The 13,817-nt window shown below is 33.3% G+C and carries 14 protein-coding genes; all 14 read left to right on the forward strand.

All coding sequences use genetic code 11. The features are described from left to right. Positions 1 to 13: 13 nt before the first annotated feature. The 14 genes from RYL55_RS02970 to ftsA all read left to right on the forward strand — a co-directional run bounded on the left by RYL55_RS02970 (position 14) and on the right by ftsA (position 13,795). Complete coding sequence (locus RYL55_RS02970; protein WP_315007141.1) at positions 14 to 1,309, forward strand: C39 family peptidase; 1,296 nt, start codon at positions 14 to 16, stop codon at positions 1,307 to 1,309. 138 nt (positions 1,310 to 1,447) lie between these two features. After that, complete coding sequence (locus RYL55_RS02975; RefSeq protein WP_315007142.1) at positions 1,448 to 2,002, forward strand: YceD family protein; 555 nt, start codon at positions 1,448 to 1,450, stop codon at positions 2,000 to 2,002. A 42-nt stretch (positions 2,003 to 2,044) separates the two neighbouring features. Then, positions 2,045 to 2,224, forward strand: coding sequence for a 50S ribosomal protein L32 (gene rpmF / locus RYL55_RS02980; protein ID WP_006703042.1), 180 nt, complete (start codon positions 2,045 to 2,047; stop codon positions 2,222 to 2,224). Between the two features lie 102 nt (positions 2,225 to 2,326). Then, entirely contained in the window at positions 2,327 to 2,692 is a 366-nt protein-coding gene (locus tag RYL55_RS02985) for a DUF3397 family protein (protein WP_315007144.1), read from the forward strand. Positions 2,693 to 2,918: 226 nt separating this feature from the next. Next, positions 2,919 to 3,350 (forward strand): division/cell wall cluster transcriptional repressor MraZ, encoded by a 432-nt coding sequence (mraZ, locus tag RYL55_RS02990; RefSeq protein WP_314405492.1) that lies wholly within the window; start codon positions 2,919 to 2,921, stop codon positions 3,348 to 3,350. 18 nt (positions 3,351 to 3,368) lie between these two features. Continuing rightward, positions 3,369 to 4,310, forward strand: coding sequence for a 16S rRNA (cytosine(1402)-N(4))-methyltransferase RsmH (rsmH, locus tag RYL55_RS02995; RefSeq protein WP_315007147.1), 942 nt, complete (start codon positions 3,369 to 3,371; stop codon positions 4,308 to 4,310). A 22-nt stretch (positions 4,311 to 4,332) separates the two neighbouring features. Further along, positions 4,333 to 4,707, forward strand: coding sequence for a cell division protein FtsL (gene ftsL / locus RYL55_RS03000; RefSeq protein WP_315007149.1), 375 nt, complete (start codon positions 4,333 to 4,335; stop codon positions 4,705 to 4,707). Next, complete coding sequence (locus RYL55_RS03005; RefSeq protein WP_315007151.1) at positions 4,704 to 6,494, forward strand: penicillin-binding transpeptidase domain-containing protein; 1,791 nt, start codon at positions 4,704 to 4,706, stop codon at positions 6,492 to 6,494. Before ftsL ends, RYL55_RS03005 begins: the two co-directional genes overlap by 4 nt. 16 nt (positions 6,495 to 6,510) lie before the next feature. Then, positions 6,511 to 7,998: a UDP-N-acetylmuramoyl-L-alanyl-D-glutamate--2,6-diaminopimelate ligase gene (locus RYL55_RS03010; protein ID WP_315007153.1), complete on the forward strand. Its 1,488-nt coding sequence runs from the start codon at positions 6,511 to 6,513 to the stop codon at positions 7,996 to 7,998. Between the two features lie 10 nt (positions 7,999 to 8,008). After that, positions 8,009 to 8,971 carry a phospho-N-acetylmuramoyl-pentapeptide-transferase gene (gene mraY / locus RYL55_RS03015; RefSeq protein ID WP_315007155.1) on the forward strand — a complete coding sequence of 321 codons (963 nt, stop codon included), beginning with the start codon at positions 8,009 to 8,011 and terminating at the stop codon, positions 8,969 to 8,971. 84 nt (positions 8,972 to 9,055) lie between these two features. After that, positions 9,056 to 10,417 (forward strand): UDP-N-acetylmuramoyl-L-alanine--D-glutamate ligase, encoded by a 1,362-nt coding sequence (gene murD / locus RYL55_RS03020; protein ID WP_315007157.1) that lies wholly within the window; start codon positions 9,056 to 9,058, stop codon positions 10,415 to 10,417. 16 nt (positions 10,418 to 10,433) lie between these two features. Continuing rightward, entirely contained in the window at positions 10,434 to 11,531 is a 1,098-nt protein-coding gene (murG, locus tag RYL55_RS03025) for an undecaprenyldiphospho-muramoylpentapeptide beta-N-acetylglucosaminyltransferase (RefSeq protein WP_315007158.1), read from the forward strand. 20 nt (positions 11,532 to 11,551) lie between these two features. Further along, a complete protein-coding gene (locus RYL55_RS03030) occupies positions 11,552 to 12,346 on the forward strand; it encodes an FtsQ-type POTRA domain-containing protein (protein ID WP_315007160.1) in 795 nt (264 codons plus the stop codon). Positions 12,347 to 12,469: 123 nt separating this feature from the next. Beyond that, positions 12,470 to 13,795, forward strand: coding sequence for a cell division protein FtsA (ftsA, locus tag RYL55_RS03035; protein ID WP_315007162.1), 1,326 nt, complete (start codon positions 12,470 to 12,472; stop codon positions 13,793 to 13,795). Positions 13,796 to 13,817: the final 22 nt, after the last annotated feature.

Consider the following 13,817-nt stretch of genomic DNA (forward strand, 5'->3'; position numbering starts at 1 on the left):
AGGAAAGAAGTGAATGAAGAAAAAAGTAGTAGCATTACTAGGGTTAGGATTACTTCCAGTTACAAGTGTATTTGCTGAAGAGGCAAAAAATGTTGAAACTAATAAGTTAACAACCATTGAAGAAAAGCCAGCAAATTTAAAAGATGTGGGAGAAAATAAATTAACAAAAGAAATTCCACAATATAAAGAAGAAAATAAAGAACTAAAAACTGAAACAAAAGAAACTAAAACAACGAAAGAACAAGTAGAAAAAACTATTCAAGTACCAAAAGAAAAATTAGTTATTGGAAAAAACATTGCATTAAAAGAAGGCAAGTATTATAAAAATAATAATCTTGTGACAAAAGAATGGATTTATAACGAACAAGAAGGTGCTTGGTATTATCTTTCAGAAAGTGGGGACATCGTTAAAAATGCATGGGTAGGAGATTACTACCTAGGTCAGGATGGAAAAATGCTTTCTAATCAATGGTTGTATGATTCATTTTATAAAGGATGGTATTATTTAACAAAAAGTGGTGCCTATGCGAATGCAACATGGGTTGGAGACTATTATTTAAAACAATATGGTAAAATGGCGGACGCTGAATGGATTTATGATCCAAATTACCAATCATGGTATTACTTAAATAATGGCGGAAGTTATGCTCGTTCTCAATGGGAAGGTAACTATTACTTGAATGCTGATGGAAAAATGGCAACAAAAGCATGGGTAGATTCAGAAAAATACTATGTAGATGAAAATGGAAAATGGGTCGAGTATGTTAAACCATTAAATACTCCATGGTACTTCCAAAGAGACCCTCAATGGGGTTCTGAAATATTAAAAGGAATTACAATGGCTGTTTCAGGATGTGTACCAACTTCTCTTTCAATGATTTTTAATGGATTTGGTGAGAATACAACACCGATTGAAGTAGCACGTTGGATTATTGAAAATACTGAGTCGATGAATACAAATGGCTATGTTGGAACTAGAGCAAAAGGTTCAGCTGCTGCACTAAAAGCATGGGGATTTGATTATAAAGTCATTAATACAAAAGAAGATGTGAAACAAGCTTTAGTAGAAGGGAAAACGATACTAGCTTGTGTTGGACCAGGACATTTTGTCAAAGTAGCAGGTGGAGCTCATGCTATTGTATTAAGTGGCTATCAAGATGGTAAAACATTTGTAAGAGACCCTGAAAATAATGGAAATAGTAGATGGTTTGATATCGATGATTTATGGAATCAAAGAAGTTTCGATGAAGGGGATATCGAATTAGGTGGTCCATTTATGGTTGTAGAAAAAGTTGCTACTAAAAAATGATTGCAATCTATGTCAGAAATCTGTAGAATCAGCTTATAAAATAAAATGATGGAGAAATATACAATTGTCAAGTAGAAAACATTGACAAACAAGAGATTCCTTAGTATAATTCTCTATGTTGCTTTAGGGGTGAAAAATGTGAAAATATCATTAAAACAACTTGAAAATTCTCAAGGAATACCGGTTTATTTTGATGAAGAAATGCAAGTAGAAGATAACTTAAAGAGTCGTGATGATACGATAATAGCAGTTTCTCCTGCTGTAGCAAAAGGATTTCTTGTTTATCAAAATGAAACAGTTGTTGCACAATTTACATGTGTTGTCGATATTACACTTCCTTCATCCAGGTCTCTAGAGCCAGTGGTTGTGCCATTGTCAATAGAAATTGTTGAACGATATATTCCAAAAGGAACTTCATTTGAAGAACAGGAATTAACAGAAATTGTTATTCCATTAGAAACTGATTGGATAGATTTACAACCTGCTGTGGAAGATCATATTTTACTTTCAATTCCTTTACAAGTCTTATCGCCAGAGGAATTGAGTGAAGACCGAATGCCAAGTGGTCAAGACTGGGAAGTTATTTCTCAAGATGAGTTAGTTTTGAGACGTACAGTCGCAAAAGAACAACAAATCGATCCAAGGTTAGCGGCTCTACAGTCTTTCTTCGATTCCGATGAGACTGAAAAGTAAAAAGCATTTTATGTAAAGAAGATTGATTAGGAGGTGTACAAAATGGCAGTACCAAAACGTAAAACATCAAAAGCTAGAAAAGCTAAACGTCGTACTCACTTCAAATTAGAAGTACCAGGGTTAAACGCATGCCCTAACTGTGGTTCATTAAGAAAAAGCCACCATGTTTGCCCATCATGTGGACAATACGATGGAAAAGAAGTTGTTTCTCAAGAAGCATAATAATAACAATCAAGCCTGCACTTTTGTGTGGGTTTTTTTATTGCTTATTGGACGATAATAATTTTCTAGTGTACAATGTGAGAAGAAAAGGAGAAGAAAATAATGTTAGTATTATCCCTATTATTAATCACCATTACGATTGCATCTTATTTTATTTTACAATTTTATTTTGGTACAAGAATTTATTTTTCAGAATCATTTTTTTTAACGATAAGAGAAGTCATACTGCCTCTTTTATTTGTAAGCTATGAAATCTTTAGTCAGTTTATTTTAGGTAGATCCTTGATGCCTTGGATAATTGTATTCAGTAGTATAGCAGGAATGCTTTTGTTATTAGTGAAAAAGAAAAATCCAGAATTTTATATTCGCCAATTTGTCTATCAATTTTGTTCGATTGAATTTTTAATTTTAATCATTAGTCATTTGATTTTATTTTGTCAATTTATTTATTTTTTGATTTTTAACTAAAGATATAAAGAGAAAAGAGCTCCCCGTATTGTATTTTTATATGATACGGAGGGCTTTTTTTAGTTTTTTGATTAGAAACAAGATTCAAAATGGTACGAAAGTGAAACTTAAATTTATAAAAGTTGGCTGAAAATAAAAAAATTTTTAACTTTTTTGATAAAAAAGTGGTGAAAAGTGGGGGAGTGTGGTAAACTAGGGATAATTATGAATGATAGGAGGAGTCTGCATGTTAATCGGTGAATACCAACACACAATAGATGCTAAGGGACGTATGATTGTTCCAGCGAAGTTTCGTGAAGATTTAGGATTCACTTTCGTTGTAACGCGTGGACTAGATGGCTGCTTATACGGCTATCCTCTTGAACAATGGCAATTGCTTCGTCAAAAGTTGAGTGAATTACCTCAATCGAAAAAAGACGCTCGTGCATTTGCTCGTTTCTTCAATTCTGCTGCAAGTGAAGTAGAATTTGATAAACAAGGAAGAATTAATATCACACCAACATTAAGAGAACATGCAGGCTTAGTAAAAAACTGTCGTGTTATTGGTGTGAATGACCGAATTGAAATTTGGGATGAAGAACGTTGGAAAGCATATATTGCTGAAACTGAAGAGAATTTTGAAGAATTAGCGGAACAAATGGCTGATTTTGGATTTTAGAAAGGATATTAATTAAAAATGTTTAAACATGTAACCGTATTGCTACATGAAACAGTGGATAATCTTGAAGTAAAACCAGATGGGATTTATGTAGATTGTACATTAGGTGGAGCAGGACATAGTGAATATTTATTAAGTCAATTGACAACAGGTCATTTATATTGTTTTGACCAAGATATGAATGCCATTGATAATGCTAAAATCCGTTTGGAAAAATTTATAAATGAAGATAAAGTAACATTTATTCATGCAAATTTTAGAATGATTCAGAAAAAACTAAATGAATTAGGAATTAAAAAAGTTGATGGGATTTTGTATGACTTAGGGGTATCTTCTCCTCAGTTGGATCAAATTGAGAGAGGATTCAGTTATCATCAAAATGCTATTTTAGACATGAGAATGGATCAAACAGCCCCATTAACCGCAAAAGAAATTATTAATGAATGGAGTTATGATGAGTTAGTTCGAATTTTCTACCGTTATGGAGAAGAAAAATTCTCCAAACAAATCGCAAGAAATATTGAACGTATTCGACAAGACCATGAAATTGAAACGACTGGAGAATTAGTGGATATTATTCGAGATAGTATTCCGGCTGCTGCAAGAAGAAAAGGTGGGCATCCTGCTAAAAGAATTTTCCAAGCGGTGCGTATTGCGGTGAATGATGAATTAGCAGCAGTGGAGGACTCACTGGAACAAGCTTTTGACTTATTAGAAGTAGGTGGAAGAATCAGTGTGATTTCATTCCATTCATTAGAAGACCGTATTGTGAAGACAATGTTCAAACAGAAAAGCACAGTTGAACAAGGACCTAAAAATTTACCAATTTTGCCTGGTCAGTTAGAAAGTGCTGATTTTAAATTGATTACAAGAAAACCAATTTTGCCAACAGAAGAAGAAATGCAAGAAAACTCACGATCACAAAGTGCGAAATTACGTGTGATTGAACGTGTAAATTAATTAGTAAAGGAGGCGTTTTTTGATGGCATTAGCAAAACAAATGATTGACGTAAATTCAACAGCTACAGTAAAAAACGCTTATCCTAATACTTATGCGGATAGAGTTGTTACAGCTATCCCTCACGAAAAGGTAAAAGTTAATTATGTACGCAATATGATAGTTGGAGTGTCAATTATTCTAATATTAGCAACATTTACGATTGTAAGCTCAATGGTAGTGACGAATAAAAATCGCCAATTACAAGACATTCAAACGAATACAACATTGATGCAAAGAAAGAATGATACTTTATTACAATCAGCACAAGAATTATCTCAATATGACCGTGTCAATCGTATTGCAAAAGAACAGGGATTAAAGATGGGTGAAAATAACGTAAGGAATGTTGAACAATGATAAAAAAACATTTTAAGGATTATATGGGAAATAGAAAGATTGCGATACATTGCTTGATGGCAATCGCATTCTGCCTATTTCTCATTTTTTCTTTCAATTTCTTTAAAATAATGGTGCTAGGTCAAAGTCACGGCATTGATTTAAGAAAAGAATTAGATAAAAAAATAACGCATTCTACGCTACTAAAAGCAAAACGTGGAAATATTTATGATGCAGGTGGTAGTCCTATTGCCGTGGATGCAACGAATTATTCAGTATTTGCAGTATTAACAGATCAATGGGATAAAGAAAAGAAAGATTATGTTCAAGATATTTCTAAGACTGCACAAACGCTTTCTAAATATATTGATATGAAACCAGCTGAAATTGAAAAGATTTTATCCCAAAAAAATGTTTCTCAAGTTGAATTTGGTTCAGCAGGAAAGAATCTTTCTGTTGAAACGAAGGAAAAGATTGAAAATGAATCTCTACCAGGAATTAAGTTTACAGAAAATTTATCTCGCTATTATCCGAATGGTATTTTTGCTTCTCATTTAATTGGTTACACGGATGTTGAAAAGCAAGAGTTTGATGGGAAAACCGTTGAACAATTAGTCGGAAAAATGGGGATTGAAGCATTATATAATGCAACACTAACAGGAAAGCCTGGAGAGGTCACTTCTCGACTTGATGGGAATGGTTATATTATTTCAGGTAGCGAAATGGTTACTGAACAACCAAAGGATGGGAATGATTTATATTTAACCATCGACAAAAAAATGCAAACTTATTTAGAATCTTTGGTGTCGCAAGTGGATGAAAAATATATTCCAAAACAACTAACAGCAATGTTGGTAGACCCAAAGACTGGGAATATAGTAGCCGCAACTCAACGCCCAACGTTTAATGGCACTACTAAAGAAGGAATTTCAACTATGTGGAATAATTTATTAATGGATGAAGCCTATGAGCCTGGTTCAACAATGAAAGTGCTAGCTCTAGCAGCAGCTATTAATGAAGGAGTATTTGATCCAAACGAAAAATATGATTCGGGTAAAATTAAAATTTTTAACGATTTAGTAAGTGACTATAATAAAGTCGGATGGGGAAGAATTACTTATTTAGAAGGATTAGCGCATTCAAGTAACGTTGCTTTTGTTCATGTCATTCAAAAAATTGGTGTTGAAAAATGGAAGCAATATTTAGATTTATTTGGGTTTGGTCAAAGTACGCAATCAGGATTTTTAAATGAAGCTAATGGATTGAATACATATAATTCTTATTTACAACAATTGTCGACTGGTTTTGGACAAGGGATTTCTGTAACAGCTTTTCAAATGGTACAAGCTTTTACAGCAATTGCGAATCAAGGTGAAATGAAAAAATTAAGAATTGTGGATCATGAGTTTAGACCAGCAACAAATACTACAGTTAATTTTTCAGAGAATTCTTTAGGGCAAGTGATTAAACCAGAAACAGCTAAAAAAACTTTAGAATATTTACGAAAAGCTACTACTATGAAAGATGGAACAGCGATTGGTTTTGATATTGAAGGTGAGGAAGTAGCTGCGAAGACAGGAACTGCAGAATTTGTAAATCCGGAAACTGGAACTTATTACTCATATGGAAGTAATTATATTTACTCAGTAGTTGGGTTTGCACCTGCAAGTGATCCAAAATATATTTTATATATTACATTGAAGCAACCTCAAAACAATCCGTATGGTGCAGGAGGTAATGCTTTAATTAAAGAGATTTTCAACCCAATGATGAAACGTGCGTTAGACTATAGTCGATTAACGCAATAAAAGGAGGAATTCAACGATGTTAGCTACAGAATTAGCTCAATTGATTTATCTCAAGAAAATAGTTGGTAATTTATCTGAAGTAATGATTGATTATTTAGCACAAGATTCAAGAAAAGTTCGTCCAAACACATTGTTTTTCTGTATTGATGGAGTGACAGTTGATGGGCATCGTTTTGCAGCAGCCGCAAAGGAGAAGGGGGCTGTTGCATTTGTAGCGAGTAAATCGATTCAAGAGCAAGTAGGGAATACACCTGTCATTTATGTAAAAGATGTGACGAGAGTAATGGCATTATTAGCAAATCATTTTTACGGTTATCCTACCCAGAATCTACAAATGATTGGTGTTACAGGAACTAATGGAAAAACATCAGTTACTCATATGATTGATGCATTATTAGAACAACCGGATAAACCAACTGCATTAATTGGAACAATTTATCGCAAAATTGGTTCGAAAATTATTCCAACACATAATACAACGCCAGAAATTTTAACATTGCATGAAACCTTTCAAGAGCTAAAAGAAATGGGTGGAGAAACTTGTTTGATGGAAGTTTCTTCTCATGCTTTGCAATTAGGTCGTATTTGGGGATTGGATTACGACTGTGTGGTATTTACGAATTTAACGCATGAACATCTTGACTTACACAAAACAATGGAACAATATGCACACGCTAAAAGTTTATTGTTCTCTCAATTAGGAAACTATGTAGGGGAAAATTCTAAACCAAAAGTAGCGATTTTAAATGCGGATGATGAACAGTTTCAAATGTTTGAGTATTCTACTCCTGTTCAAGTAATTAGTTATGGAATCACAGCAGATGCTGATTTTAAAGCGGAAAATATTCGTACAGAAAATGGGCATACTATCTTTGAATTGGTTATTCAGAATGATGTTCGTTACTTAGTTGATATGCCATTAATAGGAACATTCAATGTATACAATATGCTATCTGCGATTGCTGTAGCCTATGTTTATGGAGTTCCAATGGAAGAAATATTAACGAAGGTGAAACGATTTAAAGGGGTAGCAGGTCGTATGCAATCCATTGATAAAGGACAAGATTTTCAAGTGATTGTAGACTTTGCACATACACCGGATGGGCTAGAAAATGTATTAGATTCACTCGTACAAATTCCACATGGAAAAATTATTACAGTCGTAGGGCATAGTGGTGGAAATCGTGATTCTAGTATGAGACCAGAATTGGGAAGAATTGCTTTAACAAAGTCGGACCATGTTGTGTTTACGGCAGATAATCCACGAACAGAGCCATTAGAGAATATTTATCAAGGATTATTAAGTGCAGTAAATAAGGAATCTGTTTCTTATGAATGTATTGATAAACGAGAAGAGGCCATTGAAAAGGCACTTCAATTAGCCAATAATAATGATATTGTTTTACTTGCTGGAAAAGGTGTTGAAGCCTATCAAATTATTGGTGAAGTAGAATATCCTTATAATGAAATTGAAGTGGTAGAATCATTATTAAGGAATAGATAAAAAGGAGAAAATGATGACATTACAATTATTACTTGTATTAGGAGCGACATTACTAGCCACAGTATTTGCGGAACCTAAATTTATTCAATTTATGCGAATGAATCAGTTTGGACAAACGACTTTAGAAGACGGCCCATCTTGGCATAAAGCCAAAAGCGGAACACCTACGATGGGAGGATTTATCTTCTTAATGATGATTGGAATTGTCAGTTTAGTTCTTGGAGGATTATTCGGATATTTTAATTTCACATTATTAAGTGGCGTAATTGGATTTGTATTTTTTGGTGGAATCGGATTTTTCGATGATTTTATCAAAGTGTTTAGAAAGCAAAATCAAGGGTTGAAAAGCCATCAAAAATTTGTTTTACAAATATTAGGGTCAGCTGTTTTTGTGGCGCTATTCTTATTAAGTGGACGTGATCCATTAATTTATATTCCATTTATGGGTGAAGTACATAGCTTAGTACTATTTGCCATTTTTACCATCATTTGGATTACAGGGTTTTCAAATGCAGTGAATTTAACGGATGGGTTAGATGGACTAGCTACTTCAACTTCCATTGTTGCTTATGCAACGTATGCATTTTTAGCGATTCAAACGAAGCAAGCAGAAATTGCATTGTTCTGTTTTAGTGTTGTAGGTGGATTGATTGGATTTTTAATTTTCAACTGGAAACCTGCTAAAATTTTTATGGGCGATGTTGGTTCTTTAGCATTAGGCGCTGGTTTAGCCATTATTTCTTTAATGCTTCATCATGAATGGAGTTTACTAGGAATTGGGATTGTATTTGTATTAGAAACAGCGAGTGTTATTATTCAAGTAACTTCATTTAAATTAACAGGAAAACGTGTGTTTAAAATGAGTCCCATTCATCATCACTTTGAAATGTGTGGATGGAAAGAAGTGAAAATTGTTTTAGTCTTCAGTTTAGTGGGACTAATTGGAACGCTTCTTACATTAGCATTGATTTAGAAAAGCTTTTTAGCTTTTCATACATATTTAACGGCAGTTAATACTGCCATATACATATTGAAATAAATTTAGGGGGCATATTAGGTGCTAAATAAAAACGTTTTTGAACATAAAAGAGTATTAGTTATTGGATTAGCCAAAAGTGGAGTGGCAGTTGCCAAATTATTATTACATCAAGGAGCTATGGTTACGGTCAATGATCGTATTCCTTTAGAAGAAAATCCAGATGCTAAAAGTTTAATTGAAGAAGGAATACGTGTGCTAGCGGGTTCGCATCCGGTTGATTTATTAGAAGAACATTTTGATTTTGTTGTGAAAAATCCGGGGATTCCATACCATAATTGTATGGTAGAAGCTGCAATGAAAAAAGGGATTCCAGTCTATACAGAAATTGAAATTGCGTATCAATTATTAGAAGGATTGATAATTGGAATTACTGGTTCAAATGGGAAAACAACAACGACAACATTAGCAAGTTTGATGTTGAAAGAATCTTTCCCTGAACGTGAAGTTTACGCTGCAGGAAATATTGGAATTCCATTATCTCAATTAGCAGAACAATCAACAAAAGAAGATATTTATGTTTCCGAATTAAGTAGTTTCCAATTAATGGGAATTGATCAATTCAAACCTAAAATTGCGTGTATGGTGAATATCTTCAGTGCGCATTTAGATTATCATGGAACAAGGGAAGAATATATTAAAGCAAAACTTCAATTGACAAAAAATCAAACGGAAGACGACTATTTAGTCTATAATGCTGATTATCCAGAATTGATTACCTTCATTGAAGGTCATACAAAAGCAACATTAGTTCCATTTAGTAGAAACAATGTTCTCGAATTTGGAGCTTGTGTTAAAGATCATTACATTTGCTTTAATGGTGAGAAAGTGATTCCTGTTTCAACGATTCAAGTTCCTGGAACACAAAATGTTGAAAATGTATTAGCAGCAGTTGCAATTGCAAAATTAGCAGGAGCTACGAATGAAGGCATTCAAAAAGCAGTGCAAAACTTCCATGGTGTAAAACATCGTACACAATTTGTTAAGGAAGTAAATAAGAGACGTTTCTATAATGATTCAAAAGCAACAAATATTATTGCCACTCAAACAGCATTACGTAGCTTCACCAATCAATCGGTTATTTTGATCGCTGGTGGTTTAGATAGAGGAAATGGTTTTGATGAATTAGTTTCAGATTTAAAAGCTGTATCTGGCATTGTTTTGTATGGAGAAACAAAAGAAAAATTACAAGAAGTTGCGAAAGTTGCAGATGTTCCTGTTATTGAAGTTGTGAATACATTAGAAGAAGCGACTAAAAAAGCTTATGAAATTAGTAAAGAAGACGATATTATTTTATTATCACCAGCTTGTGCAAGTTGGGATCAATTCAAAAACTTTGAAATTCGTGGAGATGAATTTATTCAAGTTGTAGAGAATTTATAAGAAAGAGGAGACATTCATGAGAGTTGTCGTATCTGGTGGAGGGACAGGAGGTCATATTTATCCTGCACTTGCATTTATGAGATATTTAGAAAAACAAGAGGATGTAGAATATTTATATATTGGAACAAAACGAGGATTAGAAAGTAAAATTGTTCCTCAAGCAGGATATGCATTTGAATCTATTAAAATCGAAGGCTTAAAACGTTCGCTTTCATTAGAAAACTTAAAAACAGCCTACTATATGGTAACAAGTGTTATTAAAGCAAGAAAAATTTTAAAAGAATTTAAACCAGATGTTGTCATTGGAACAGGTGGTTATGTTTGTGCCCCCGTATTATTTGCAGCAAGTTTGTTAAAAATTCCAACCATTATTCATGAACAAAATAGTGTTGCAGGAGTAACGAATAAATTTTTAGCTAAATGGGTGAATAAAATTGCCATCTGCTTTGAAGATGTGAAAAAAGATTTTGCATCTTATAGTGATAAGGTCGTATTAACAGGAAACCCTAGAGGTCAGGAAGTTGTCGAAATTAAGAAAAATCCTGAATACTTATCTTCAATAGGAGTTCATACAGACTTACCAATTGTTGTAATTTTTGGTGGAAGTCGTGGGTCTGAACGAATGAATGAAGTGTTTGTTGAGGCTTTAGAAGGATTTGCGGATAAAAACTATCATGTCATTATGGTTACAGGTGAAGTGCATTATGACAAAATCAACAATCAGATTACAAAATTGGAAAAATCATTGCCAAACGTTTCTGTTTTTCCGTATATTAAAGATATGCCACAATTATTCCAAAATGTGGATTTAGTTGTATGCCGTAGTGGAGCTACAACTTTAACAGAATTAACAGCATTAGGTTTAGCAAGTATTTTAATTCCAAGTCCATATGTAACAAATAATCATCAAGAAGCGAATGCTCGTTCATTAGTTGATCAAGGTGCAGCATCAATGATTTTAGAAAAAGAATTAAATGCTCAAACAATGTTAGCTGAGATTGATGAAATTTTATTAGATTCTCATAAAAAAGAAGCGATGGCTGCTTCTGCTAAGACAATGGGAATTACAGATGCAAGTGTAAGATTAACAAGCATGATTCATGAAATAATGTAGAAAGAAAATGGAGGAGTCTTATGAATTTTTTTAAAAAAGCTTCAACATCTTCGCCTCCTCCAACCGAGTTCAATGAGGAGGTACAAAACAAGGAATCATTATGGATGTTGAGAAAAATCTTTTATTTTTCTAAGTTAGAAATGAGATTTTTATGGTGGATTTTTCTTGCAAGTATGATTTGGGGATTGTATTTTATTTCTCCACTTTCAAAACCTAAGGAAATTTATGTGTATGGGAATCGACAAGTGAAAGTAGAAACGATTCAAGAACAAGCAGGTATCAAAAAAGGAAAGAGTATCTGGGGAATTTTGTCGGAACATGATATTATTCGAAAAAGATTGATCTCTAGAAATCCTAAAATTAAGGATGCTTCGGTTACTTTGTCAGGTTTAAATACGATTCAAGTAACAATTTTAGAAAATCCTGCTATTGGCTATTATATAGAAGAGGGGCAGTATAAGGAATTACTAACGGATGCTCAAATCATTTTAAAATCTGAACCAACAAATAAAGAAGGGTTACCAGAATTAATGAATTTTACAGATGAGTCTAGAAACTTATTAGCGAATCAATTAGAAAAAACAAATCCATCCATCATAGCGATGATTCGACAAATCCAATATGTAGACCCTGTTAAATCACCGTTAAAAGTACAGCTAAGAATGAAAGATGGATTAAAAGTGATTGGAACATTAAAAGATATTGGTGAAAAGTTAAATTACTATCCAAGTATTTTAAAACAATTACCTAAAAAATCAGGAACCATTGATATGGAAGTAGGTATTTTTTACACACCAGATTTAAATGCCCAATAAATTAAAAAAATTAAAAGAAAATATACAAATGTTTTCTTAACAGTGAAGAATTATGGTAAAATGAAGCAGTATAGTTATTTATAAAATGTGAATAGAAAATAGAAGTAGGAGGTTTCAATAAACGTGAAAAATCAAGGAATTTATGTGAGCTTAGATATTGGAACCACTTCAATTAAAGTTGTTGTTGCAGAATATATTCGTGGACAATTAAACATTATTGGAGTCGGCAATGAAAAATCTCAAGGACTAAGTCGGGGAGTAATTGTAGATATTGACGAAACTGTTGAATCTATTAAAAAAGCCGTTAAACAAGCAGAACAAAAATCAAATATTCAAATACAAGATGTTATCGTAGGAATTCCAAGTAATCAAATTTCAATTGAACCATGTCATGGCATGATTGCTGTTTCAAGTGAAAACCGTGAAATTACAGATATTGATGTACATAATGTTATTTCAGCAGCAAAGGTTCGTTCAGTTGCACCTGAAAGAGAAATTATTTCTGTTATTCCAGAAGAATTTATCGTAGATGGATTCGATGGGATTAAAGACCCTCGTGGAATGATTGGAGTTCGTTTAGAATTATATGCAAGTATGATTACTGGACCAAAAACAATTGTCCATAATATTAAACGCTGTATTGATAAAGCGGGATTAAATATTGAGGAAATGGTGATTCAACCACTTGCGATTAGTCAAGTAGCAATGTCTGCTGGTGAACGTGAATTTGGTACAATTTTAATTGATATGGGTGGTGGACAAACAAGTGCGTCTGTGATGCATGATAATCAATTAAAATTCTCATTCGTAGATCAAGAAGGTGGAGACTTCGTAACAAAAGACATCTCTGTCATCTTGAATGCAAGCTATGAAAATGCTGAACGTATTAAACGTGAGTATGGATATGCTATTTCTACAGAAACATCTGATGAAGAGTTTTTCCCAGTTGAAACAATTGGTAAGAAAGATCCTGTTAAAGTGGATGAACATTATTTATCAGAAATTATTGAAGCACGAGAAGTTCAGATTTTTGAAACAATCAAGCGTGCATTAGAACAAGTAGATGCATTAGGATTACCTGGTGGTATTGTTTTAACTGGTGGTGCATCTTCTATGGCAGGTGTGCTTGAATTAGCTCAAGAAATTTTTGGTGTGAATGTAAAAACGTATATTCCAGAACAAATGGGGATGAGAAATCCAATATATGCAACAAGTATGGGATTAATTCAATACGCAGCATCATTAGATGATGTTCACCGAATCGCACAAAAAGGTAAGTTAACTACTGAAAAGAAAACAACACCTTTAGTTAGCCCTAGCCGTCCAGTTGCAGAAACAGCTCCACAATCAGTTGAAAAACCAATAACTGAAGTGGAAGTAACAAAAGAAACTGAATCAGAAAGTTTTGGAGAAAAAGTGAAAAACTTCTTCAAAATGTTTATAGACTAGTACGAATCTAAGGAGGAAAAAG

Source organism: uncultured Granulicatella sp., assembly GCF_963515615.1.
Classification (GTDB): domain Bacteria; phylum Bacillota; class Bacilli; order Lactobacillales; family Aerococcaceae; genus Granulicatella.

Excerpts from the sequence above, each read along its gene's own strand:
- RYL55_RS03005 (WP_315007151.1), top strand. The coding sequence starts at position 4,704 with ATGATAAAAAAACATTTTAAGGATTATATGGGAAATAGAAAGATTGCG.
- RYL55_RS02985 (WP_315007144.1), top strand. The coding sequence starts at position 2,327 with ATGTTAGTATTATCCCTATTATTAATCACCATTACGATTGCATCTTAT.
- RYL55_RS02970 (WP_315007141.1), top strand. The coding sequence starts at position 14 with ATGAAGAAAAAAGTAGTAGCATTACTAGGGTTAGGATTACTTCCAGTT.
- rpmF (WP_006703042.1), top strand. The coding sequence starts at position 2,045 with ATGGCAGTACCAAAACGTAAAACATCAAAAGCTAGAAAAGCTAAACGT.
- RYL55_RS03010 (WP_315007153.1), top strand. The coding sequence starts at position 6,511 with ATGTTAGCTACAGAATTAGCTCAATTGATTTATCTCAAGAAAATAGTT.
- RYL55_RS03030 (WP_315007160.1), top strand. The coding sequence starts at position 11,552 with ATGAATTTTTTTAAAAAAGCTTCAACATCTTCGCCTCCTCCAACCGAG.
- rsmH (WP_315007147.1), top strand. The coding sequence starts at position 3,369 with ATGTTTAAACATGTAACCGTATTGCTACATGAAACAGTGGATAATCTT.
- mraZ (WP_314405492.1), top strand. The coding sequence starts at position 2,919 with ATGTTAATCGGTGAATACCAACACACAATAGATGCTAAGGGACGTATG.
- ftsL (WP_315007149.1), top strand. The coding sequence starts at position 4,333 with ATGGCATTAGCAAAACAAATGATTGACGTAAATTCAACAGCTACAGTA.
- mraY (WP_315007155.1), top strand. The coding sequence starts at position 8,009 with ATGATGACATTACAATTATTACTTGTATTAGGAGCGACATTACTAGCC.
- murG (WP_315007158.1), top strand. The coding sequence starts at position 10,434 with ATGAGAGTTGTCGTATCTGGTGGAGGGACAGGAGGTCATATTTATCCT.